Source organism: Saccharopolyspora sp. MMCC62, assembly GCF_057736575.1.
In genome coordinates, this window is the sequence record NZ_JBYKCM010000001.1 from 801065 (window position 1) to 823355 (window position 22291).

20 protein-coding genes are annotated in these 22291 nt (G+C 73.6%); 10 read left to right on the forward strand and 10 right to left on the reverse strand.

Annotation, left to right across the window (positions count from 1 at the left end):
- Positions 1-242: 242 nt before the first annotated feature.
- From AC29IT_RS03595 to AC29IT_RS03605, 3 genes are all read right to left on the reverse strand, one after another.
- The gene (locus tag AC29IT_RS03595; RefSeq protein ID WP_488217797.1) at positions 243-1697 is read right to left on the reverse strand and encodes a glycosyltransferase family 39 protein; all 1455 of its coding nucleotides are present in this window, start codon (positions 1695-1697) and stop codon (positions 243-245) included.
- Positions 1698-1855: 158 nt separating this feature from the next.
- Entirely contained in the window at positions 1856-2047 is a 192-nt protein-coding gene (locus AC29IT_RS03600; protein ID WP_488217798.1) for a DUF397 domain-containing protein, read from the reverse strand.
- A complete protein-coding gene (locus tag AC29IT_RS03605) occupies positions 2029-2880 on the reverse strand; it encodes a helix-turn-helix domain-containing protein (protein ID WP_488217799.1) in 852 nt (283 codons plus the stop codon). The genes AC29IT_RS03600 and AC29IT_RS03605 overlap by 19 nt, the downstream gene beginning before the upstream one ends.
- A 165-nt stretch (positions 2881-3045) precedes the next feature.
- On the opposite strand from AC29IT_RS03605, the gene AC29IT_RS03610 reads away from it, so the two are divergent.
- Positions 3046-3261 (forward strand): hypothetical protein, encoded by a 216-nt coding sequence (locus AC29IT_RS03610; RefSeq protein ID WP_488217800.1) that lies wholly within the window; start codon positions 3046-3048, stop codon positions 3259-3261.
- Positions 3262-3452: 191 nt separating this feature from the next.
- Here AC29IT_RS03610 and AC29IT_RS03615 read toward each other — a convergent pair whose 3' ends face one another.
- From AC29IT_RS03615 to cmtR, 3 genes are all read right to left on the reverse strand, one after another.
- Entirely contained in the window at positions 3453-4937 is a 1485-nt protein-coding gene (locus AC29IT_RS03615) for an MDR family MFS transporter (RefSeq protein WP_488217801.1), read from the reverse strand.
- A gap of 652 nt (positions 4938-5589) precedes the next feature.
- Positions 5590-6240, reverse strand: a complete 651-nt coding sequence (locus AC29IT_RS03620; protein WP_488217802.1) for a cation efflux transmembrane domain-containing protein — start codon at positions 6238-6240, stop codon at positions 5590-5592.
- Positions 6230-6574: a Cd(II)/Pb(II)-sensing metalloregulatory transcriptional regulator CmtR gene (gene cmtR, locus AC29IT_RS03625; RefSeq protein WP_488217803.1), complete on the reverse strand. Its 345-nt coding sequence runs from the start codon at positions 6572-6574 to the stop codon at positions 6230-6232. The genes AC29IT_RS03620 and cmtR overlap by 11 nt, the downstream gene beginning before the upstream one ends.
- Before the next feature lie 471 nt (positions 6575-7045).
- On the opposite strand from cmtR, the gene AC29IT_RS03630 reads away from it, so the two are divergent.
- The gene (locus tag AC29IT_RS03630) at positions 7046-7642 is read left to right on the forward strand and encodes a hypothetical protein (RefSeq protein ID WP_358442489.1); all 597 of its coding nucleotides are present in this window, start codon (positions 7046-7048) and stop codon (positions 7640-7642) included.
- Positions 7639-8829, forward strand: a complete 1191-nt coding sequence (locus AC29IT_RS03635) for an FAD-dependent monooxygenase (protein ID WP_488217804.1) — start codon at positions 7639-7641, stop codon at positions 8827-8829. Before AC29IT_RS03630 ends, AC29IT_RS03635 begins: the two co-directional genes overlap by 4 nt.
- Before the next feature lie 54 nt (positions 8830-8883).
- Here AC29IT_RS03635 and AC29IT_RS03640 read toward each other — a convergent pair whose 3' ends face one another.
- Positions 8884-10053: an ROK family transcriptional regulator gene (locus AC29IT_RS03640; protein ID WP_488217805.1), complete on the reverse strand. Its 1170-nt coding sequence runs from the start codon at positions 10051-10053 to the stop codon at positions 8884-8886.
- 86 nt (positions 10054-10139) lie between these two features.
- Here AC29IT_RS03640 and xylA point away from each other — a divergent pair, with 86 nt between their 5' ends.
- Both xylA and AC29IT_RS03650 read left to right on the forward strand, forming a co-directional pair.
- Positions 10140-11333: a xylose isomerase gene (xylA, locus tag AC29IT_RS03645; RefSeq protein WP_358442480.1), complete on the forward strand. Its 1194-nt coding sequence runs from the start codon at positions 10140-10142 to the stop codon at positions 11331-11333.
- Positions 11330-12577: an FAD-binding protein gene (locus tag AC29IT_RS03650; RefSeq protein ID WP_488217806.1), complete on the forward strand. Its 1248-nt coding sequence runs from the start codon at positions 11330-11332 to the stop codon at positions 12575-12577. The genes xylA and AC29IT_RS03650 overlap by 4 nt, the downstream gene beginning before the upstream one ends.
- Before the next feature lie 12 nt (positions 12578-12589).
- On the opposite strand, the gene AC29IT_RS03655 is transcribed toward AC29IT_RS03650, so the two are convergent.
- The 3 genes from AC29IT_RS03655 to AC29IT_RS03665 are packed head-to-tail and all read right to left on the reverse strand — an operon-like array spanning position 12590 to position 17446.
- Entirely contained in the window at positions 12590-14161 is a 1572-nt protein-coding gene (locus AC29IT_RS03655; RefSeq protein ID WP_488217807.1) for a hypothetical protein, read from the reverse strand.
- Positions 14158-15978, reverse strand: coding sequence for a flavin-containing monooxygenase (locus AC29IT_RS03660; protein WP_488217808.1), 1821 nt, complete (start codon positions 15976-15978; stop codon positions 14158-14160). Before AC29IT_RS03660 ends, AC29IT_RS03655 begins: the two co-directional genes overlap by 4 nt.
- A 46-nt stretch (positions 15979-16024) precedes the next feature.
- A complete protein-coding gene (locus AC29IT_RS03665) occupies positions 16025-17446 on the reverse strand; it encodes an MFS transporter (protein ID WP_488217809.1) in 1422 nt (473 codons plus the stop codon).
- Between the two features lie 153 nt (positions 17447-17599).
- Here AC29IT_RS03665 and AC29IT_RS03670 point away from each other — a divergent pair, with 153 nt between their 5' ends.
- From AC29IT_RS03670 to AC29IT_RS03690, 5 genes are all read left to right on the forward strand, one after another.
- Positions 17600-18817, forward strand: coding sequence for a cytochrome P450 (locus tag AC29IT_RS03670; RefSeq protein WP_488217810.1), 1218 nt, complete (start codon positions 17600-17602; stop codon positions 18815-18817).
- Entirely contained in the window at positions 18814-19491 is a 678-nt protein-coding gene (locus AC29IT_RS03675; protein WP_488217811.1) for a TetR/AcrR family transcriptional regulator, read from the forward strand. Before AC29IT_RS03670 ends, AC29IT_RS03675 begins: the two co-directional genes overlap by 4 nt.
- A 112-nt stretch (positions 19492-19603) precedes the next feature.
- Complete coding sequence (locus AC29IT_RS03680; RefSeq protein ID WP_358441098.1) at positions 19604-19804, forward strand: ferredoxin; 201 nt, start codon at positions 19604-19606, stop codon at positions 19802-19804.
- On the forward strand, positions 19801-20976 hold the full coding sequence (locus tag AC29IT_RS03685) for an NAD(P)/FAD-dependent oxidoreductase (RefSeq protein ID WP_488217812.1): 1176 nt from the start codon (positions 19801-19803) through the stop codon (positions 20974-20976). The genes AC29IT_RS03680 and AC29IT_RS03685 overlap by 4 nt, the downstream gene beginning before the upstream one ends.
- A 46-nt stretch (positions 20977-21022) precedes the next feature.
- Positions 21023-22240, forward strand: coding sequence for a cytochrome P450 (locus tag AC29IT_RS03690; RefSeq protein WP_488217813.1), 1218 nt, complete (start codon positions 21023-21025; stop codon positions 22238-22240).
- The last annotated feature ends 51 nt before the right edge of the window (positions 22241-22291 follow it).

Sequence of the window (22291 nt, forward strand, 5' to 3'; positions counted from 1 at the left end):
CGTCGAGCGACGGTTCGGGCATCCGCGCGGCCCGCGAGGTCGCGGCGGGTCGGCACCAGCGCGAGCGCGTCCGGGCGGCCGGGATCACTGCCCGTCCTCGAACCGGCCCGATGGTTCTTCGCCTGTTCCCTGTCAGCGGCGGGGCCGCTGAGCCGCCGATCCCCTATCCAGCGCGACCACCGGCGGGTTCTCAGCGGTTCCGGCATCCGAGCGCTCCGAAGCAGAAGTCGCGAGGCAGGCGGTCAGGGCGGGTCGAGGGTGAGGTTCCGCAGCTCCGGCCAGATCTCGGACCAGGGGGCGGTGCGGCCGGTGAGCAGCCAGATCTCGGTGCTCTCCGGAACCATCCCGCCGTAGGTGCCCAGCGGGGTCGGCGCGTCCACCACCGCCACCCGGCGCGCCGCGGCGAACCGGTCGCGCAACCGGCCGGGGTCTCCGACGAACAGCATCCGGTCCTGCCGTCCCGGCGGCGGCGCGAACCAGCCGTAGGCGCGGTTCGTGCTCACCACGGGCGGCAGGCCGAGCTCGGGCGCCGCGGTGTCCAGGTAGGTCGCGTACACGTAGGGTCCGGCGCCGAGCGCGGTGCGGTCACGCTCGGCGGCCGGGACGTCCCGGTAGGCGCGAGCGGTCGCCGCGACCAGCGCGTCCGCGAACCTCGGCGCGGCCATGACCGAGGTGAACCCGAGCGCTCCGGCGGCGAGCACCGCGCTGAGCAGCACGACCGGCCACGCGGCCCGCCGCCGACCCGACTCCCGGCGGTGCTGCAACGCGACCGCGCCGATCGCGACGACGGCGCTGTAGAGCGGCAACGGGTAGTAGTGCCGTCCCGCGGCGAGCGCGAACGCGGTGAACAGCACCGCGAACACCACCGCGAGGAACCGGTGCTCCCGCCACCGCCGGTCCCGCACCAGCGCCACCAGCCCGCAGCCCGCGAGCCCGAGCGCCAGCGGCCCGATCACCGCGAGCCCGTGCAACACCACCAGCACCCGTCCGCCGTAGATCAGCTGGTTCTCGGCCGCCACCACCGCGCCCATCGCGGCCTGCGGCCAGCCGTGGGCGGCCTGCCAGGCCAGCGTCGGCGCGGTGATCAGCAGCGCGAGCGCGACGCCCGCCCAGGTCGCGGGTCGGCGCAGCAGGTCGCGCGGCCCGGCCACGGCGACCGCGACGAGCACCGCGACGCCCAGCGCCAGCACCTGGAGCCTGGTTTGCGCGGTGATCCCGGCGGCGACGCCGAGCAGGAGCAGCAGCCGGTCGTCCCGGGTGCGGATCCACCGCAGCAGCAGCAGGAACAGCACCGCCCACAGCGCGGGTTCCAGCGAGTACGGCGTCAGCCAGTGCCCGAACTGGGCGGCGGCCACGCAGGTCGCCGACCCGAGCGCGGCGAGCACCTGGGCCCGCGCGTCCCCGCCGACCTCCCGGGCCATCAGCGCGGTCAGCACGACCGCGGCCGCGGTGGCCAGCACCGCCGGAACCGCGAGCACCACCGGGTCGCCCGGGGCGATCGCGTCGGCGAGCCGCGCCAGCAGCGGGGTGAGCGGCGGCTGGTCCACCGCGCCCCAGTCCAGGTGGTGGCGGCCGATCGCGACCACCAGGTCCTCGTCGAACCAGCGGCGCGGCACGGCCGCCACGCCCAGATGCGCGAGGGCGACGACCCCGGCGATGAGCGCGATCGGCCGCCACGCCGGACGGTGCGGTTCCATCGGTGCCCACTCCTCCGCTCGCGATCAGGAGATCAGTGAACACCGTGCCGCGGCGGCACCCTCGAAGCGGAGTCGCGCACGGGCGTCCCGGCCCGGCTGCGGGGCACCGGTACGGCCCGGTCGGTCGCACCACGGCTCAACGGCACCGGCCGGGCTCGTCAGCTCGGGTCGAAGCGGCCGCGCTTCACCGACGCGACGAAACCCGCCACGTCCACCCGAAGCACCGGACCGCGCGGATCCTTCGAATCCCGGACCAACCCCCGCGGATTCGACAACTCGACACAATTCCCGTTCGGATTGGAACGACTCGACTTCCGCCACACGATTCCACTCACGGACGTACCTCCCATTCCCGGAGAGCCTTCGCGAGATAGTCTAGCGAGTCGACCGCACCGAGGGCCACGTCGCGAATGCGCTGCGAGGCGGTGCCGTATTCCTTGACGTCGTGTTCGACCGGCACGAACGCGCCGGAACTGTAGTGCTCGAAATGGACGACGGCTGGGGCGGCGGGGAACTCGTAGACCACGAACGGACCCGACCAGCCGGGGTGCCAGCCGACCCGCAGCGGCACGACACGGATGGTGACGTTCGGCTTCGCGGCCATCGTCACGAGGTGAGCGAGCTGCGCCTGCATGACGTGTGCGGAACCGACGGGCTCATGCACCACCGCCTCGCTGATCAACGCCTCGAATCGCGGCGGATCCTGCCGCAGCAGCACGTCGCCGCGACCGGCACGCACCAGCACGCGGGTGTCGAAGTCCGTCGCGGGCAGATCGACCTTCTCCAGGATCGCCCTGCTGTAGTCCCGGATTTGCAGCAGGCCCGGCACGACCATCGGCGACCACTCCACGATCCCCGAAGCCGCCCGTTCGCACTCGATCGCGCCTGCCAGCTGCTGCGGGATGCCGGAGATCCCGACGGTCAGCCAGCTCGGCTCGCTGAGGTTGCGCGCGAGGTCGAGGATGCGTTCCCGCTCCCCCGGCGGCACCCGCAGCGCCGCGAGGATCATCGCGACCACCTCGACGCCGGGGACCCGGTGCCCGGTCTCCCAGTGCGAGATCTGGGTGTGCGAGATCTCGAGTTGCCGCGCTAACACCCGGAGGCCCACTCCGCGCGTTTCCCGCGCATCGCGCAGCGCGGCGGAAAGGGCTCTGGCCCGGGGCGTACCTGCGGTGGCGACCATGCAACACCTACCTGTCGTCGCTGTTCTCCACGATCACGCGATCGGCGCTCTGGTGGTCCCGGTGCGCAACCGGCCACCGTTGTGCGGGACGGGATCGCGGGGACGCCGGAATGGCGTGAATCCGATTCTGTCGCACCGCACCCGCGTCTATTCGGAGGAACGGCTTTGTCGCAGCGGAAAACGCCCGATCGGGTGTTCGAAGGAAAAGCGGACGCCTTGGCGCGGGCATCCGGTGCCGTGGCGGGCAGCACGGTGCGCGAGGTCGTCTGCGACAGCGGACTGGAGATCTGGGTGACCGGACCGGCGCTGGTCGCCTGCGCCGACGATCCGGCGCGCGCACCCGCGCACCTGCTCGACGAGGAGATCGCCCCTCGCCCGTGAACCTCCCGGCCGGTGCGCCCCACGCCCTCCCCCGCGCACCGGGACCGGGACGCCTCCCGCCGCCGCGACCCCGCGAGTGGGAGGCGGGCAGGGCGCGCCGCAGCCCCCGAACACCGGCGCGCCCTGCCGCGGGGGCCGGAAACGCGACTCGGCGCGACCACCGGAGTGATCGCGCCGAGTTCACCAGCGGGTCAGTGGCCCGCGCGCACCGGTTCCGCACCGGCGGACGCCGGATCGGACTCGTCGGTGCTCCGGGCGCTCGACCGCACGAACAGCGAGGTGCCGAACGCGAGCACGCCGATCACCCCGGCCACCACGAACGCGGTCCGCAGCCCGGCGGCGTCCGGCGCACCGGACGGGGCCGCGCTGCCCACGGACGCGACGGTCACGAACACCGCCGTGCCGAACGCGCCCGCGACCTGCTGCAACGTCGCGAGGATCGCGCTGCCGTGCGAGTGCAGGTGGTCCGGCAGCGCGCTCAGCGACTCGGTCATCAGCGGCGTCATCATCAGGCCCAGCCCGATCATCATCACCACGTGGATCGCGATCACCTCGCCCAGCGAGGACTGGCCGTCCAGCGAGGCGAACAGCCACAACGCCACCGCCATCGCGCCCGCGCCCGGGATCACCAGGCGCCGCGCGCCGAACCGGTCGAACAACCGGCCCACCGGTCGGCCGAGCAGCCCCAGCACCAGGCCGCCGGGCAGCACCGCCAGCCCGCTGACGAACGTCGACTCGCCCAGCACGGTCTGCAGGTACAGCGGCAGCATGATCGCGCCCGCGCCCAGCAGGCACATGAACAGCAGCGCCGTCAGCACCAGCGCCACCACGAACGAACGAAGCCCGAACGGGCGCAGGTCCAGCAGCGCCCGGTCCTCGCGCTGCAACCGCAGCTGGCGCAGCACGAACGCGGTCAGCGACAGCACGCCCACGACCAGCGGCAGCCACAGCGCCACCGCGTTGCCCCCGCCACCGGCCTCGCCGACAGAGGACAACCCGTAGAGCAGCCCGCCGAAACCGGCCGCGGACAGCACCACCGACAGCACGTCCAGCGGCACCCGCCGGGTCTCGCTGTCCAGCCGCATCCAGACCGCACCGATCCCCAGCGCCACCAGGGACAGCGGCAGCACCAGGCCGAACATCCAGCGCCAGCCCAGCGACGACAGCACCGCGCCACCGATCGTCGGACCCACCGCCGGGGCGACCGCGATCACGATGGTGATCGTGCCCATGGTGGCGCCGCGCTTGGCGATGGGCACCAGCCGCATCACCGAGGTCATCAGCAGCGGCATCATCACCGCGGTACCGCAGGCCTGCACCACGCGGCCCACCAGCAGCACCGCGAAACCGGGCGCCAGCGCGCTGAGCAGGGTGCCGATGCTGAACATCGTCAGCGAGGCCAGGAAGATCTGGCGCGGCGTGAACCGCTCCAGCAGGAACCCGGTGATCGGGATGACCACCGCCATCGTCAGCAGGAAGCCGCTCGTCAGCCACTGCACCGTCGTGGTGGAGACACCGAGGTCGACGGTAAGGTCGCGCAGCGCGACGCTCAGGATCGTCTCGTTGAGGATCATCACGAACGCGGAGACGACGAGCACGCTCAGCAGCACGTTCGCCCGCGGCGGTGCCGCTTCGCGCTCGGTCCCCGCGTCCACGGTCCTCGTGGAGTCGGTCATGGTTCTCGTTACCTCTCGCAGAACTCGGTCGGTCCACCCGCGCGGCGGAGCCGGGCGCCGCCCCGCGGCGGTGCGCCGTCGGAGCGGGCTCGAAGGATCAGGTGTCGCGATGCCGCCGAAACGCCCCCGCGAACCGGTGGCCTCGGCACTTCCCCCAGGTCGTGCGCCCCCGCGCACGGGCCGCGCGCCCCGGCAGCACCGCGGACGCCCAGCCGCCCCAGTCTAGAGGGCCCGTTCGGGTGATGCCGCTGAATTCTTCGGTGACGTCCGCTGCACCGGTGCGCACGCGCAGTCGTCTTCAGCCGCCCGCTCGCGCCCCACCGGGAAATCGGCGTCGTGCCGCTCCCCCATTCCGATCACCCGACGTGTCCGCCACGTCCTCGGGTGAACGGACCGCCCGGCCGATCTATTCCAGCCACCGCCCGGTTCACCTCCCGGCGAACGCGGGCACCCAACGCAGCGGTCTCGCACTCGGCCCCGGTGAACGGACCGTTCGCCCGAGCGGACGGGACCAACGGTCCGTTCACCACCCGCTCCGCGACGGCGTCATCCGATCCGATGCGGTGCCGTCCGGTACCCGACGGGACGACGAGCGCCCGATCCGCTCCGCCGGTCCGGCCTGCACCGGAACCGGACCGGTCCGCGCGGCGGTTCAGCAGCAGTGCTCGCCCCGCCAGGCCTGCCGCCCCTCCTGCACCGCCACGGCCGCGATCACCAGCGCGGCCAGCGGGTCCGCCCAGTACCAGCCGAACAGCGCGTTGAGCAGCAACCCGGCCAGCAGCACGGCGGACAGGTAGGTGCACAGCAGGGTTTGCTTCGAGTCGGCCACCGCGGTCGCCGAGCCCAGCTCGCGCCCGGCCCTGCGCTGCGCGTACGACAGCCCCGGCATCAGCACGAGGCTCACCGCCGCCAGCACCAGCCCGACCGCGGAGTGCTCCGCCGCCACCCCGCCGAGCAGCCCGCGCACCGCCTCCACCGAGACGTAGCCGGCCAGCGCGAAGAACGACGCGGCGATGACGCGCAGCGCCACCCGCTCCCGCGCCTCCGGGTCGCGCGCGCTGAACTGCCAGGCGACGGCGGCCGCCGACGTGACCTCGATGGCCGAGTCCAGGCCGAACCCGATCAGCGCCACCGAGGACGCCCGGGACCCCGCGGTGATCGCGACGACCGCTTCGACCACGTTGTAGGTGATCGTCGCGGCGACCAGCCGGCGGATCCGCCGCTGCAGCAGGGACCGCCGCGCCGGGGCCGGGGGTGCCGCGGTCGCCGAGCAGCCCGCGCAGCACTCCGCCTCAGCACTCATCGCGCACCGCCTCCGGCGCGTCGTTCAGGCACGGTTGCGACCGCTCCGCCGCGAGCACGACCTGCACCAGTTCGGCGAGCGCGGCGGCCAGGTGCGGATCGGCCAGCTCGTAGCGCGTCTGCCGCCCCTCCAGGGACGCCACCACCAGGCCGCAGCCGCGCAGGCACCCCAGGTGGTTGGACACGTTCGACCGGGACAGCCCCAGCTCGGCCGCCAGCCTGCCCGGGTAACCGGGGCCGTCCAGCAGCGCCACCAGCAACCGGCACCGGGTCGGGTCGGCGAGCGCCTTCCCCACCCGGGCGAGCGCCGCTTCTCTCGCCTCACTCGTCAGCACTCGCTGAACAGTACAGCGAGCACTGACCTGTCTCCCGCCCTCCCCGCTGAGCGGAGAGAAGGTCCCGGACTCCACGGAGATCGCATCTGCAAGATCGCCCACCCCGAGAAATCTTCCTTGAGCGGGAAATGACATCGTCTCCGGTCCGGATTTGCCGGAAACAGCGAGAAACCCACTCGACCAAGAGGTCCAAGCGGCTACCCTGAAAGCGAACTCCGGATTGCCCGAGCCAACGGGAAGACACCCGAAGAGGCGCGGAGACAAATGCACCATTTCGGCTTCAGCGCACCCAGAAGTGACATCACCGCTGGTCAACATCATGATCAACGGCCATGAAAACCCCAAAGTTGATCATGCTAGGGTCCTCGACGCTCACATTCACTCCTCTGGAACGAGAACGGAAGCGGGCCCCCGAGACCCCTATTCCACCCCTCACCGCATTGCATCCAGGGACGATCCCCCTCAAGGCACATGACATTTCTCGACAACGGGCCGCTCGTGCTGCACGAGAACCCCTTCGCCCTCCCCCGAACCGCGGTGAATCCACGCGACACCGCGGCATTCGCCTCCCCGATCACCCGGATGCTGCTCAGCAGCGACGGGCTCACCACCACCCTGCTCGAATCCGCCACCGGCCTGCGCACCCACATCCTCGGCGCCGAGCACGAGCGGGTTCCCGCGGACGCCGCCCCGCGCGGCGCCGCCGAGCTGCTGCACGTCCCGCTGGACGACGCGATCCTCGTGCGGCGCTCGACGACGGCCACCGACGACGGGCGTGCGCTCGCGCTCAACCAGGTCGTGGCGCGCACCGACATCCCCGGCGCCGAACGCTGCCTGACCGACGCCGCCGCTCCGCTCGGCCTCGCCCTGCACGCCGCGGGAACCGGATTCCGGCGCACCGTGCTGCACATCGGCCGCCGCGCCTGGCACCCCGATCCGGGGCGGCCGCCCGCGGTGTTCAAGACCTACCTGCTCTGGCACCGCGACATCCCGGCCGTGGCCATCAGCGAACTGTTCAGCCCCGAGTTCATCCCTGCCGACCTCGCGAACCCGGGAGCGGTGCGATGACCGACGTGCAGCACACCCAGGTCGCGATCGTCGGCTCAGGACCGGCGGGCCTGGTGCTCGCGAACGTCCTGCAGCGGTCCGGGATCGACGCGCGGGTGTACGAGCAGCACTCCCGCGAGCACGTCGAGAACCTGCCGCGCGCCGGGCTCGTCGAGCACCGCGTCGTCGCGCACCTGCGGCGGTGGGGGCTCGCCGGTGGGCTGCTCGCGGGCGCCACCCGGCACGGCTGGTGCGACGTCGTGGTCGACGGCGAACCGTTCCGGCTGGACTACGCGGCGCTCTCCGGCGGCGATCGGCACTGGGTCTACCCGCAGCAGCGGCTGGTCCAGGACCTGCTCGCCGCGCTCGACCGCACCCCCTCGTTCCAGCGTCCGGTGCTCGGCGTCGACCTCACCGGGCGGCGGCCGCGGCTGCGCGGCGCGGGATTCGAGGTGGAGAGCGACTACGTCGTCGGGTGCGACGGCGCCCGCAGCGTCGTCGCCCGCGCCTTCCCGGACGGCACCGGCGGCAACGTGCAACGGCGGTACCCCTACGACTGGCTGACGATGCTCGCGCACCTCACCGCGCCCGTCGAAGGAATCCGGTACGCCGTCCACGCGGACGGCTTCGCGGGCATGATGCCGCGCGCGGGCACGCTCGGACGCCTGTACTTGCAGGTCCCCGCCGACGAGGACCTCGCCCGCTGGAACTCCGCGCGGATGCGCGACGCGCTGGACCGGCGGCTGGGCACGGACGACGGGCGGCCCGGCATCGTGCGCATCCGGGAGGCCGACGTCCTGCGGATGCGCAGCGGCATCGCGGGCGTGCTGCAGCACGGGCGGGCGTTCCTGGCCGGGGACGCGGCGCACGTGCTGACCCCCTCCGGCGCCAAGGGCATGAACCTCGCCATCGCCGACGCCGCCGACCTCGCCGACGCGCTCGTGCGGCGCTACCGCGACGACGACCCGGCCGCGCTCGACGGGTACGGGGAACGGCGGCGGGTGCAGGCCGAGCACACCCTCGCGTTCTCCGAAGAGCTGCTGCAGCTGCTGCACCTGCCCCCGGACGCCGCCGATCCCGTCGCCGAGCTGGCGTCCCGCCGCACCCGCGTGCGGCACCTGGCGGGCACCGGGCCCGAGGCGGAGCGGTTCGCCCGCGAGTACGTCGGCGCAGGCGAACTCACCCCGGCGCCGCGACCACCTGGCTGAGACCGGCCGGAGTGAACGGACCGTTCGCCCAGCGGTATCGGACGGGCGGGCCGTTCACTCCGCCCGCGCGGCGGTGGTCCGGGTGGCCGCCGGGTCGGTGAGCAGCCGGTGCAGCGCGAGCTGGGCGGCGCCGATCATCAGGAGGTCGGCGCCGAGCGCGGCGGGCACGATGCGCACCTCCTCGAAGGCGGGCGCGGAGCACTGCTCGCGGACCAGCTCGGCGAATCCCGCCGGATCGGCGCCGAGCACGTCGGCGAGGAAACCGCCGAGCACCACCAGCCGCGGGTTGAGCACGTTCACGGCGGCACCGACCGCGCCGCCGAGCACCCGCGCCTGCCGGGCCAGTTCGCCGCGCACCCGCCGATCGGTGGTGGCGGCCAGCGCACCGGACAGCGCGAGCTGGTCGGCGGAACCGAGCCCGAGCAGTCCGAGCAGCCGAGCCCGGTTCACCTCGTCCTCCAGCGTCCCGCCCGGCACCGCGCGGTCGTCCGGGTCGTGGATCGCCGGCCGGTTGCGCCCGAATTCGCCCGCGTGGCCGCCGATCCCGCCGAGCGGGCGCCCATCGGCGATGATGCCGCCGCCGATGCCGCTGGCCCCGCCGTTGAGGTACACGAGGTCCGGCACGCCGACGCCCGCGCCGAACAGCTGCTCGGCGAGCGCGCCGAGGGTCGCGTCGTTGGCGGCGAACGCGGGGTGCCCGGTGGCGCGGGTGAGCTCGGCGGCGATCGGTTCCTCCCGCCAGTCCAGGTGCGGCGCCCACCGCACCACGCCGTCGCCGCGGACCAGGCCGGGCACGGCGACGCCGATGCCCGCGATGCGCTTGCCCGCGAGCTCGGCGGAACCCAGTTCGGCCGCGACGACCTCGACGGTCTGCGCCGCGCCGGGGCGGGCGACCTCGACGCGGCGGCGGCTGCGGACCTCTCCGCCGAGGCTGACGACGCCGAGGGTGATCGCGTCCAGCTCCGGGTTGACCGCGATCGCCACGCAGTCGGGGTCGGGGTGCACCACCGGCGAGGGCCTGCCGACGCGGGCGGTGCTCTGCGGACCGGACTCGGCGACGAGGCCCATGCCGGTGAGCTCGGCGACCAGCGCGGCCACCGTGGAACGGCTCAGCCCGGTGGCGCGGGTGATGCCGGCGCGGGACAGCGGCCCGGTGCGGTGCACCAGGTCGAGCACGGCCGCGAGGTTCGCGCGCCGGACCCGGTCCGAGTTGCTGCCGCGCATCCGCTCCCCCACCTGGATCTTGCCCGTCGATCAACCGGAACCCTAGTATGTTCTGCACAAGAACAAATTCGTGGGAGGGACCCCAGATGAGCCGCACCCCCACCCCGGCCGACCGGTTCTCCTTCGGGCTGTGGACCATCGGCTACCGCGGGATCGACCCGTTCGGCGGCCCCACCAGGTCCACGATGGACACCCGGTACGCGGTCGAGAAGCTCGCCGAGCTCGGTGCCGCGGGCCTCACCTTCCACGACGACGACCTGTTCCCGTTCGACGCCACCGACGCGGCGCGGCGCACCGAGATCGACCGGTTGAAGCAGGCCCTCGCCGACACCGGGATCACCGTCCCGATGGTCACCACCAACCTGTTCTCGCACCCCGTGTTCAAGGACGGCGGGTTCACCTCCAACGACCGCGCGGTGCGCCGGTTCGCGCTGCGCAAGGTGCTGCGCAACCTCGACCTGGCCGCCGAGCTCGGCGCCCGCACCTTCGTGATGTGGGGCGGGCGGGAAGGCGCCGAGCACGACGCCGCCAAGGACGTGCAGCAGGCGCTCGCCCGCTACCGGGAAGCCGCCGACCTGCTCGCCGACCACGTCACCGAACGCGGCTACGACCTGCGCTTCGCCCTCGAACCGAAGCCGAACGAGCCGCGCGGCGACATCCTGCTGCCCACTCTCGGGCACGCCCTCGCGTTCATCGACTCGCTGGAGCGCCCCGAGCTGTTCGGCGTCAACCCGGAGGTCGGGCACGAGCAGATGGCCGGGCTCAACTACGCCGCCGGGGTCGCGCAGGCGCTCTACCACGGCAAGCTGTTCCACCTGGACCTCAACGGGCAGCGCGGCATCAAGTACGACCAGGACCTCGTGTTCGGGCACGGCGACCTGCACAACGCGTTCGCCCTGGTGGACCTGCTGGAGCACGGCGGTCCCGGGGGGACGCCCGCCTACGACGGGCCGCGGCACTTCGACTTCAAACCCGCCCGCACCGAGGACGACGCGGGCGTGTGGGACTCGGTGCGCGCCAACATGGCCAACTACCTGCTGCTCGCGGAGCGCGCGGCCGCGTTCCGCGCCGACCCCGAGGTGCAGGAGGCGCTCGCCACCGCGAAGGTGCCGGAACTGGCCGTGCCGACGCTCGCCGACGGCGAAGGGGCCGCCGCGCTGCTCGCCGACCGGGCCGCGTTCGAGGACTTCGACAGCGCCGCGCACTACGACGGCCGCGGCTACGGGTTCGTGCGGCTGCAGCAGCTCGCCACCGAACACCTGATGGGCGCCCGGGGATGAGCACGCCCCGCACCAACTGGTCCGGCAACGTCACCTACCGGGCACCCCGCTTCGCGCGGCCGCGCACGCTCGACGAGCTCGCCGAGATCGTCACCGGCGCCGACCGCGTCCGGGTGCTCGGCACCGGGCACACCTTCACCGGCATCGCCGACAGCCCCGACGTGCAGCTGTCGCTGGCGGAACTGCCCGCCGAGATCGAGGTCGACCCGGCCGGGACCGTCGCGATCTCCGGGCCGGTGCACTACGCCGAGCTCACCCGCGTGCTGCACGAGCACGGGCTCGCCCTGGCGAACCTGGCGTCGTTGCTGGACCTGTCGGTGGCGGGCGCCATCTCCACCGGCACGCACGGGTCCGGCAGCCGCACCCGCGGGCTCGGTTCCGCGGTGCGGGCGCTGGAGCTCCTCACCGCCGACGGGGAGATCCGGCGGCTGCGCGACGGCGATCCCGACTTCCCGGGAGCCGTCGTCGGGCTGGGCGCGCTCGGCGTCCTCACCCGGCTCGAACTCGCGGTGGAGCCCGCGTTCGACGTCACCCAGCACGTCTACGCGGGCCTGCCGTGGCCGGTGGTCGGGGCCGAACTGGACGCGCTGCTCGCGTCCGGGTACAGCGTCAGCCTGTTCACCGACTTCGACGGCACCGGCGTCCGGCAGGTGGTGGTGAAGGAGCGCGGCGGGCACGACGCCGCGCTGTTCGCCCGCCTCGGCAGCGCGCTCGTCGACGGGCCGCGGCACCCGATGGCGGGCGGGCCGACCGAGAACGTCACCGCCCAGGCCGCGCCCGGCCCCGCGCACGAACGGCTCCCGCACTTCCGGGCGGGCCGCACTCCCAGCAGCGGCGCGGAGATCCAGAGCGAGTACCTGGTGGACGCGCGGCACGCGGCCGCGGCCGTCGAGGCGTTGCAGCGGGCCGCGCCCGCGTTCGCCCCGGTGCTGCTGGTCGCCGAACTCCGCTCGGTCGCCGCCGACGAGCTGTGGCTCAGCCCGGCGTGGCGGCGGGATTCGCTGGCCGTCCACTTCACCTGGCGCCGCGACCAGGCCGGGGTGGCGGCGGCGCTGCCCGCGCTCGAAGCCGCGCTCGCCCCGTTCGACGCCCGCCCGCACTGGGGGAAGGTGTGGGCGATGGGCGCCGACGTGCTCGCCGAGCGCTACCCGCGGCTCGCCGACTTCCGCGCGCTCGCCGAGCGCTGGGACCCGCAGCACCGCTTCCGCAACGAGTTCCTCGACGAACGCGTCTTCGGCACCTGACGGGGGTGTCCGCTAGCCGCGGGTGAGGCGCAGGACGGTTCCCTCCGCCGCGGCGGTCAGCAGCAGCTCGCCGTCCGCGGTGGCGGCGATCCCGGCGAACGCGCGCGGCTGGCCGGGAACCCCCTGCGCCGCAACGGGTTCCGGGTCGCGCATTCCCGGCGGGACGCCGACCGGCAGGTCCGCCCGCTCGATCCGCTGCGCGCCGGTGCCCGGGTCGAGCGAGAGCAGCCGCCGCGCGCCGACCTCGACGACGAACAGCTCGCCGCCGAGCCACGCGATGCCCTGCGGCTCCGCCAGCCCCTCGGCGAGGACGTCCACCGCACCACCGTCGATCCGCAGCACCCGGCCGCCGCGTTCGGTGGCGAAGCAGCGTCCGTCCTCGTCGAGCGCCACGTCCACCGGTGCGTGCAGGTCCTCGGCGAGCGCGGTCACCTCGTCCGCGGAGTCGATGCGCAGCACCCGGCCCGCACCGGTCTCGGCGACCACCAGCGCACCGTCCGCGGCGACCGCGATCCCGCCGGGCCCGTCCAGCCCGGCGGCGCGGACCCGCACCCGGCCTTCGCCCGCGGTGCGGACGTCGCCGAACTGCGAGGTGATGTGCAGCAGCCCGTCCTCGGCGGCGATGCCGTGCACGAACCCGCCCACCTCCGACAGCAGCGGCCCGCCGGCCTCCGCTCCCAGCTCATCGGTGGCGGTGCCGAGCCGGAAGTGGTCGGCCGCGTACCAGCGGCCGTCCGAGTCGGCGGCGACGCCGAACGGGCCGTTGAACCCGCGCGCCACCACCGGGCGCACCGGCCCCTCGGCATCGATCCTGGTCAGCCCGCCGCTGCCGTAGCTGGAGACCAGCATCCGGTTCTCCGCGTCGAACGCGGCGTTGTCCATCCCGGCGATGCCGGTGCGGGTGATCGTGCGCGAGCCGTCCCCGTCGAAGCGGGTGACGATGCCCGCCACGCCGCGGGAGAGCACCACGAGCGCGCCGCCGCGGTCGAAGCGCACCGCGACCGGCTCGTGCACCTGCTCGGCGACCAGCTCCGCCGCCCCGCCCTCCGGGGAGACCCGCCACACCTCGCCGGTCATCATGTGCGGGTAGTACAGCGAGCCGTCCGGCCCGAGCTGCATCGCGTTGCCCATCGCGAGCCCGCCGGTGAGCACCACCGGTGCGCGCCCGTCCGGGAACACCTCCAGCACCCGCCCGTCCCGGTACATCTCGTTGACGAACACCCGGTCCCCGACGCAGGTGATCCCGTTCGGGCAGCGCAACTCCCGCGCCACCACGGTGAGCCCGCCGTCCGGCGAGCGCCGCCACACCAGGCCCGGGTTCAGGTCGGTGACGTACATCGAGCCGTCCGCGGCGAACGCGAGGTCGTCCGGCGAGCGCACCGGCCCGCCCAGCGGCAGCACCGGCTCCACCTCGCCCGAGTCGACGTCGACCGCGCTGATCCCCCCGGCCAGGTACTGGGCGACGTGCAGCCGCCCGTCCGGGCCGAACGCGATGCCGTTGGAGCCGCGCAGCGGGTTCGGCTCGTTCTCCCTGCCGACGCTCCAGCGCTCGCCGAGCACCGGCTGCACACCACTGCGCGTCACGCCCGTTCCCCTTCCACCAGCACCTCGTCCGCGCCACCCGCGGCCCGCCAGTCGCGCAGCAACCGGTAGAACTCGATGGCACCGCCACCGTAGCTCTCGCTGCGAGCCCGGGGATCGCCCTCGTTGTTGTAGTAGCTCGGGGTGCACTCGGCGAGGAATTCCCGGTCGTAGCGCTCCTTCTCGCGGATCGTGGCGACCCACGCGGCTTCGGCCTCGGCCGACGGCTCGACGCGGCGGGCCCCGCGGTCGCGGGCGGCGGCGATGAGCTCGGCGACGTGCTCGGCCTGCTCGTCGAGGACGTGGGCGAAGTTCACCGAGCTCGCGTTCTGCGAGGCGCCGAGCCGGAAGTGGTTCGGGAAGCCGTGGCTGGTGAACCCGTGCAGCGTGCGCAGGCCGCCGCTCCAGTGCTCGGCGAGGGTGCGCCCGCCGCGCCCGCGCACCGTCCGCGCAGTCGTCATCGCGCCCGCGCCGAGGTCGAACCCGGTGGCGAACACGATGCAGTCCACTTCGTACTCGACGCCGGCCACGACCACGCCGCGCTCGGTGAGCCGCTCCACGCCCGCTCCCCCGGTGTCGACCAGGGTCACGTTGGGGCGGTTGAACGTCGGCAGGTAGGTGTCGCTGAACGTGGGCCGCTTGCACAGCCGGTGGTACCAGGGTTTCAGCGCCTCGGCGGTGGCCGGGTCCTCGACGATCTCGTCGACCCTGGCGCGCACCGAGTTCATCTTGGCGAAGTCGGCGAGTTCGGCGTGCAGCGCGTCGTCGGCGTCGAGGATCTCGTTGTGCGCGCTGGGCATGATGGAGCGGAACGTCTCGGCGCTGTCGGTCCAGCGGTCGCCGACGAGGTCCTGCTCGGCGTGCCCGCCGGAGACGAGGGTCAGGAAGTTCTCCCGCCGTTCGCGCTGCCAGCCGGGCGGCAGCGCGGCGGCCCATTCCCGGTCGGTGGGCCGATTCCCCCGTTCGTCCACTGAGGACGGAGTGCGCTGGAACACGTACAGGTGCGCCGAGTCCTGACCGAGGTGCGGCACGCACTGGATCGCGGTGGCACCGGTGCCGATGACCGCGACCCGCTTGTCGGCGAGCCGGTGCAGCCCGCCGCTCGCGTCCCCGCCGGTGTAGTCGTAGTCCCATCGGCTGGTGTGGAAGGTGTGTCCGCGGAAGGTCTCGATGCCGGGCAGCCCGGGCAGCTTCGGCCTGCTGAACGGACCGCTGGAGACGATCACGTAGCGGGCGGTGAGCACGTCCCCGCGGTCGGTGCGCACCGTCCAGCGCTCGGCCTCGTCGTCCCACTCGCTGTCGACGACCTCGGTCTGGAAGCAGGCGCGGTCGTAGAGCCCGTAGTGGCGGCCGACGGCGCGGGCGTGCTCGCGGATCTCCTCGCCCGGCGAGTACTTCCACGCCGGGAACGATCCGAGCTCCTCCAGCAGCGGCAGGTAGATGTAGGACTCGATGTCGCAGTGCACGCCCGGATACCGGTTCCAGTACCAGGTACCGCCGAAGTCGCCGCCCTTCTCCACGACCCGGATGTCGGTGAACCCGCGCTCCACCAGCCGGGCCGCCGCGGTGAGCCCGCCGAACCCGCCGCCGACGACGAGCACCTCGGAGTGCTCGTGCAGCGGTTCCCGGGTGCTGTCCTCGGCGTAGGGATCGTCGGCGTAGTAACCGAAATCGCCGGTCGTGGACCGGTACTGCGCGGATCCGTCGGGGCGCAGCCGCCGGTCCCGCTCGGCCCGGTAGCGCGCCCGCAGCTGCTCGGGGTCGAAGCCGAGCACGGCGGGGTCCAGCACGGCGCGCCGGGACTCCTCGGTGGTGGACATTCCACTTCCTCCAGGTGGTTCGGGACGTTCGGGGTCTCCGGCAGGACTACTCGGTGGCGCGTCCGGGCAGGAACGCCGCGATCGCGAACGCCCCCAGCGAGGCGGCGGCGCCGATGCCCAGCACCACCTGGAACCCGCCGAGCGCGGGCAGCGCGGCGCCGCCGACCTGGATGGTCATGTTCGCCAGGATCACCCCGGCCGCGGCGCTGGACACGGAGGTGCCGATGGAGCGCATCAGGGTGTTGAGGCTGTTGGCCGCGGCGGTCTCGGACACCGGGACCGCGCCCATGACCAGCGCGGGCATCGCACCGTAGGCGAGCCCGATGCCCGCGGCGATCACGCAGGAGATGACCATCAGCTGCCAGATCTCGGACATCATGACGAGCCCGAGCCCGTAGCCGGCGGCCACGACGAGCGCGCCCGCCATCAGCGTCACCTTCGGTCCGCGTTCCCGGGAGATCCGCGCCGACACCGGTGACATCGCCATCATCACCAGCCCGTTCGGCGCCATCACCAGCCCGGCGGCGAGGATGGTCTGCCCGAGCCCGTACCCGGTCTCGGCCGGCAGCTGCAGCAGCTGCGGGATCACCAGCGAGGTCGCGAACATCGCGAACCCGAACACCACCGAGGCCAGGTTGGTCAGCAGCACCTGGCGGCGCGCGGTGGTGCGCAGGTCCACCAGCGGGTGCCCGGTGCGCAGTTCCCACCAGCCCCACACCAGCAGCACCAGCAGCCCGCTCGCGACGAGCCCGAGCGTCGTCCCGCTGCCCCAGCCCCAGTCGGCGCCCTTCGACAGCGCGAGCAGCAGGCACAGCAGCGCGATGGACAGCCCGATCGCGCCCGGCAGGTCGAAGCGGCCGCCGCCGCGGACCCGGGACTCCGGCACCAGGAACGCGACCAGCACGGCGGCGAGCAGGCCGAGCGCCCCGGCGGCCCAGAACAGCGCGTGCCAGTCGGCCTTCTCCGCGACGAACGCGGCGGCGGGCAGGCCCAGCGCACCGCCGACGCCGAGGGAGGCGCTCATCAGCGCGGTGGCCCCGCCGAGCCGTTCCGCGGGCAGTTCGTCGCGCATGATGCTGATCCCGAGCGGGATGACGCCCGCGGCGAGGCCCTGCAGCAGCCGTCCGGCGACCATCAGCGCCAGCCCGTTCGCCAGCGCGCACAGCACCGAGCCGCACACCATGATCCCGAGGCTGATCAGCAGCATCCGCCGCTTGCCGAACATGTCGCCGAGGCGCCCGACGGTGGGGGTGGCGACGGCGGCGGCCAGCAGGGTCGCGGTGATCGCCCACGCGGTGTCGGCGGCCGACGCGCCCAGCAGCCGGGGCAGGCTCGGCACCAGCGGCACCACCAGGGTCTGCATCAGCGACACCGAGATGCCGCCGAAGGCCAGCACCGGGACGACCACGTTCGTCCGCGCGGGCGGCGCGTCGTCCGGGCGCCGCGGCGCGCTGAGGGCGTGGGTCATGGTGCTCCGTTCTCGTTCGGTCCGCGCCTTTAAGGCAGGCGCTTGACTGACGTTAGCAGCTGCGGTTCACTACCTCCAAGCTCGATCCCCGGACGTTCCCGGACGCGCCGAATTCCCCGGACCCGAGCAAGGCCGACTTGAGGAGACACCGCGGTGACCACATCTGACGAACGGGTGCTCGACTACCCGATCCCCGCACCGGGACCGCTGGAACCACCCGCCGAATGGGCCCGGCTGCGCGCCGGCTGCCCCGTCTCCCGCGCCAAGCTGCCCAGCGGCGACGAGGTCGCCCTGCTCACCCGCTACTCCGACGTCAAGGACGTGCTCGCCGACCAGCGCTCCGGCCGCAGCCTCGACGACCCCGACGCCGCCCGGATCTCCGACACCGAATCGGGCGGGTTGTTCAACAGCGAGATGTCCACCGCGCTCCCGCAGAGCGGCGAGGGCCACCAGCGCTGGCGGCGCCTGGTGAACCGGTGGTTCACCGCCAAGCGGATGCTGGCGCTGCGCCCCGAGATCGAGCGGATGGCCGAGAGCCTCGTCGACGACATGATCGCCGGTGGCGAGCCCGCCGACCTCAAGGCCGCGCTCGGGTTCCCGCTGCCGGTGTGGGTCATCTGCGACATGCTCGGCGTGCCCACCGCCGACCGGGACCGGTTCTCGCGCTGGTCGGACACCTTCCTCAATCTCACCCGGTACTCCGAGCAGGAGTTCAAGGCCGCCGAGGCAGACTTCTTCGCCTACATGGCCGGGCACATCGCCGCCAAGCAGCAGGAGCCCGGGGACGACCTGCTCAGCGAGCTCATCGCCGCCACCGACTCCGAGGGCGAGCGGATGCCGGACCGGATGCTCGCCGCCACCGGGCTCGGCCTGCTCATCGCGGGGCACGAGACCACCGCGAACATGATCGGCAAAATGGTGGCGATGCTGCTGTCGGACCGGCGGCGCTGGGAGCGGCTGCTGGCGGACCCGTCGCTGGTGCGCTCCGCGGTCGAAGAGGTGCTGCGGTTCGACGCCAACTCCGGGCTCGGCATGGTCCGCTTCCTCAACGAGGACGTCGAGATCGCCGGCACCGAGCTGCCGCGCGGCACCACCGTCATGTGCAACATGGCCGCCGCGAACCGCGATGAAACCGCCTTCGACGGCGCCGACGACATGGACCTGGCCCGCACCCCGAACCCGCACCTGGCGTTCGGCACCGGCGCGCACTCCTGCCTCGGGCAGGCGCTGGCCCGCAACGAGCTGCAGGTGACCCTCGAAGTGCTGCTGCGCAGGCTGCCGTCGCTGGAGCTCGCGGTGCCCGCCGCGCAGCTGCGACCGCTGGAAGGACTCGTCGTCGGCGGCCTGCGCGAAGTCCCGGTGCGGTGGTGACCGTGGGCGCGGCGCGGTCCCGGCAGGTGCGGGCGACGCGGGAGCTGATCCTCGCGACGGCCGAGCGCCTGTTCGCCGAGCACGGGATCACCGCCGTGTCCCACCGCCAGATCGGGGAGGCCGCGGGACAGGGCAACAACGCCGTCGTCGGCTACCACTTCGGCACCAAGGCCGAACTGGTCGCCGCGATCCTGCGCAAGCACTACGAGCAGGTCGAGCGGTTGCGCGCCCGGATGGTCGCCGACGCCGAAGGGTCGACCGCCGTGCGGGACTGGGTGGCGTGCATGGTGCTGCCGAGCGCGCAGCACTTGGCCGACCTGGGCGGGCCGACCTGGTACGGCCGGTTCGGCGCGCAGGTCATGACCGACCCCGCCTACCGCGAGATCGCCGAACGCGCCTCGTGGAACTCCCCATCGCTGCGGCGCGCGGGCGAGGAACTGCACCGCCTGCTGGCCGAACTGCCCGAACCCGTGCGGCAGAAACGCCGCGACATGGCCCGGCGGCTGGTGGTGCACGTGGTCGCGGAGCGCGAGCTCGCACTGGCCGACGGCACCCCCACCCCGCGCCGAACCTGGCAGCAGGCCGGAACCGGCCTGGTGGACGCGATCACCGGCCTCTGGCTCGCGCCCGCCACCGCTGGAAGCCTCCCGGGCGAACGGGACGGCGCACCGTGACCGCCGGTGCTCGCGCGATGCGCAGCCCGGCCCGGCGGCCGCGGAGCCGAGCGGGCTCCGCGACCCGAACCCACTACGACGGCCGAACCCGATACGACAGGAGTCGAACACGATGAAGGTGACCATCGACGAGGAGAAGTGCTGCGGCGCCGGGACGTGCGTCATGGTCGCGCCCGAGGTCTTCGACCAGCGCGACGAGGACGGCGTGGTGGTCCTGCTGGACGCCGCTCCCCCGGCCGAACTGCACGACGGCGCCCGGGAAGCCGCGAACATGTGCCCCGCGGCCGCCATCGCGCTCAGCGAGGAGTCGTGACCGGACCGGTGCTGGTGGTCGGCGCCTCCGCCGCCGGCCTGTCCACCGCGGAAGCCCTGCGCCGGGGCGGGCACGACGGGCCGATCGCGGTGCTCGGCGACGAACCGCACCTGCCCTACGACCGGCCGCCGCTGTCGAAGAAGGTGCTCGCCGGGGAGTGGGAACCCGACCGGGCGCGGCTGCGGACCGAGGAGGCGCTCGCCGCGCTGGACGTCGACTTCGTCCTCGGCGACGCGGCGGTCTCCCTGGACGCGGGCTCCCGGACCGTGCGCACCGCCGCGGGACGGCTGCTCAGCGCGGCGACGATCGTGCTGGCCACCGGGGTGCGGCCGCGCACCCTGCCCGGGCAGGACGGGCTGGACGGGGTGCACGTGCTGCGCACCGTCGAGGACTCGCTGGCGCTGCGGGCCGAACTGCGCCCCGGGGCCCGGCTGGTCGTGGTCGGCGAGGGCGTGCTCGGCTCCGAGATCGCCGCCACCGCGCGGGCCGCGGGCGCGCACGTCACCCTCACCGGGCCGCTGGCGGCACCGATGGCCGGGCAGCTCGGCCCGCTGGTCGGCGCCCGGCTCGCGGAACTGCACGCCGATCGCGGGGTCGAGCTCCGCCTCGGCCGCGGCGTCACCGGGTTCACCGGGTCCGGCCGGGTGACCGGGGTGCGGCTGGACTCCGGCGAGGAGCTGCCCGCCGACGCGGTGGTGGTCGCCGTCGGCGCCGTGCCGAACACCGAGTGGCTCGCGGACAGCGGGCTGCGGCTGGCGGACGGCGTGGTGTGCGACTCGCGGTGCCGCGCCGCGCCCGGGATCTACGCGGTCGGCGACGTGTGCCGGTGGCTCGACGAGCGGACGAATTCGTTGCTGCGCCTGGAGAACCGCACGCACGCCACCGAGCAGGCCGGGGCGGTGGCCGCGAACGCCCTGGGCGCCGACCGCGCGTTCTCGCCGATCCCGTTCTTCTGGACCGACCAGTACGACGTGAAGATCCAGGTGCACGGGACGGTGCGACCCGCCGCCGACGCGGAGGTGGTGGACGGCGACCCCGCCGACGGCCGGTTCGTGGTGCGCTACCGCGAGGACGGCCGCACCACCGCGGTCCTCGGCTGGAACATGCCCAAGCAGGTCCGCCTGCGCCGCCAGGAGATCCTCGACGCTGCCGAGGCCGCACCTGCCCGCTGAAGTCCACTTCGGACATTCCCGAGAACCGCTCCCCCGGAAGGCCACCATGACCGAACGACTCGCCGCGACGGCGGAATTCCCGTCCGAACGCGCCCCGTCCTGCCCGTTCGCTCCCCCGCCCGCGCTGCGCGAGGCCGCCGCGCAGCGGCCGCTGTCGCGGGTGCGGCTGTGGAACGGCAGCACCCCGTGGGTGATCACCGGGCACGCCGCGCAGCGCGCGCTGCTGGGCGACGCCCGCGTCAGCACCGACGAGAAGCAGCCGGACTTCCCGCACATCAGCGCGGCCTCGCAGGCGCACGCCGCCGACCGCGCGCCAAGCATCTTCAACTCCGACGCCGCCGAGCACAGCCGGTTCCGGCGGATGATGACGTTCCCGTTCACCGCCAAGCGGGTCGCCGCGCTGCGGCCGTTCATCCAGCGCACCACCGACGAGTTGATCGACGCGATGCTCGCCGGGCCGCAGCCCGCCGACCTGGTCGCCGCGCTGGCGCTGCCGCTGCCGTCGCTGATGATCAGCGAACTGCTCGGCGTGCCCTACTCCGACCACGAGTTCTTCCAGCGGCACAGCGTGCTCGCCATCGACCGGGACGCGACGCCGGAGCAGAGCGCGGCCTCCAGCGGCGCGCTGCAGGACTACCTCGCCGACCTGATCACGGCTCGCGTCGACGAACCGGGTGAGGGCTGGGTGTCCGACCTCGCGCAGCGGGTCACCGCCGGGGACGTCACGGTCGCCGAGGCCGCGCAGATGGGCATGGTGCTGCTCATCGCCGGGCACGAGACCAGCGCGAACATGATCGGGCTCGGCACCGCGAAGCTGCTCCAGGACCCCGCGCAGCTGGCCGTGTTCCGCGACGCCGAGGACCCGAAGGTCGTCGCGGGCGCGGTCGAGGAGATGCTGCGCTACCTGTCGGTGGCCCACCACGGGCTGCGCCGCGTCGCGCACGAGGACATCGAGGTCGAGGGCGAGACGATCCGCGCGGGCGAGGGCATCGTGCTGGCGCTGCCGCTGGGCAACTGGGATTCCGCGGCGTTCGCGGAACCGGACCGGCTGGACCTGCACCGCGATGCCCGGCAGCACAACGCGTTCGGGTTCGGCGTGCACCAGTGCATCGGCCAGCAGCTCGCGCGGGTGGAGCTGCAGGTCGTGTTCGGCACGCTCCACCGGCGGGTGCCGTCGCTGGCGCTGGCCGTGGACCCGGCGGAGATCCCGTTCAAGTTCGGCAAGCTCGTCTACGGCGTGGAGTCGCTGCCGGTCACCTGGTGAGGCCGCGGGCGCCAACGAGGCTCGGGAGACCGGGCCTCGGGTGGCGCCCGC

Coding starts and splice junctions, on each gene's coding strand:
- AC29IT_RS03595 (WP_488217797.1), bottom strand. CDS start 1,697: ATGGAACCGCACCGTCCGGCGTGGCGGCCGATCGCGCTCATCGCCGGG.
- AC29IT_RS03600 (WP_488217798.1), bottom strand. CDS start 2,047: ATGGGAGGTACGTCCGTGAGTGGAATCGTGTGGCGGAAGTCGAGTCGT.
- AC29IT_RS03605 (WP_488217799.1), bottom strand. CDS start 2,880: ATGGTCGCCACCGCAGGTACGCCCCGGGCCAGAGCCCTTTCCGCCGCG.
- AC29IT_RS03615 (WP_488217801.1), bottom strand. CDS start 4,937: ATGACCGACTCCACGAGGACCGTGGACGCGGGGACCGAGCGCGAAGCG.
- AC29IT_RS03620 (WP_488217802.1), bottom strand. CDS start 6,240: ATGAGTGCTGAGGCGGAGTGCTGCGCGGGCTGCTCGGCGACCGCGGCA.
- AC29IT_RS03630 (WP_358442489.1), top strand. CDS start 7,046: ATGACATTTCTCGACAACGGGCCGCTCGTGCTGCACGAGAACCCCTTC.
- AC29IT_RS03635 (WP_488217804.1), top strand. CDS start 7,639: ATGACCGACGTGCAGCACACCCAGGTCGCGATCGTCGGCTCAGGACCG.
- AC29IT_RS03640 (WP_488217805.1), bottom strand. CDS start 10,053: ATGCGCGGCAGCAACTCGGACCGGGTCCGGCGCGCGAACCTCGCGGCC.
- xylA (WP_358442480.1), top strand. CDS start 10,140: ATGAGCCGCACCCCCACCCCGGCCGACCGGTTCTCCTTCGGGCTGTGG.
- AC29IT_RS03650 (WP_488217806.1), top strand. CDS start 11,330: ATGAGCACGCCCCGCACCAACTGGTCCGGCAACGTCACCTACCGGGCA.
- AC29IT_RS03660 (WP_488217808.1), bottom strand. CDS start 15,978: ATGTCCACCACCGAGGAGTCCCGGCGCGCCGTGCTGGACCCCGCCGTG.
- AC29IT_RS03665 (WP_488217809.1), bottom strand. CDS start 17,446: ATGACCCACGCCCTCAGCGCGCCGCGGCGCCCGGACGACGCGCCGCCC.
- AC29IT_RS03680 (WP_358441098.1), top strand. CDS start 19,604: ATGAAGGTGACCATCGACGAGGAGAAGTGCTGCGGCGCCGGGACGTGC.
- AC29IT_RS03690 (WP_488217813.1), top strand. CDS start 21,023: ATGACCGAACGACTCGCCGCGACGGCGGAATTCCCGTCCGAACGCGCC.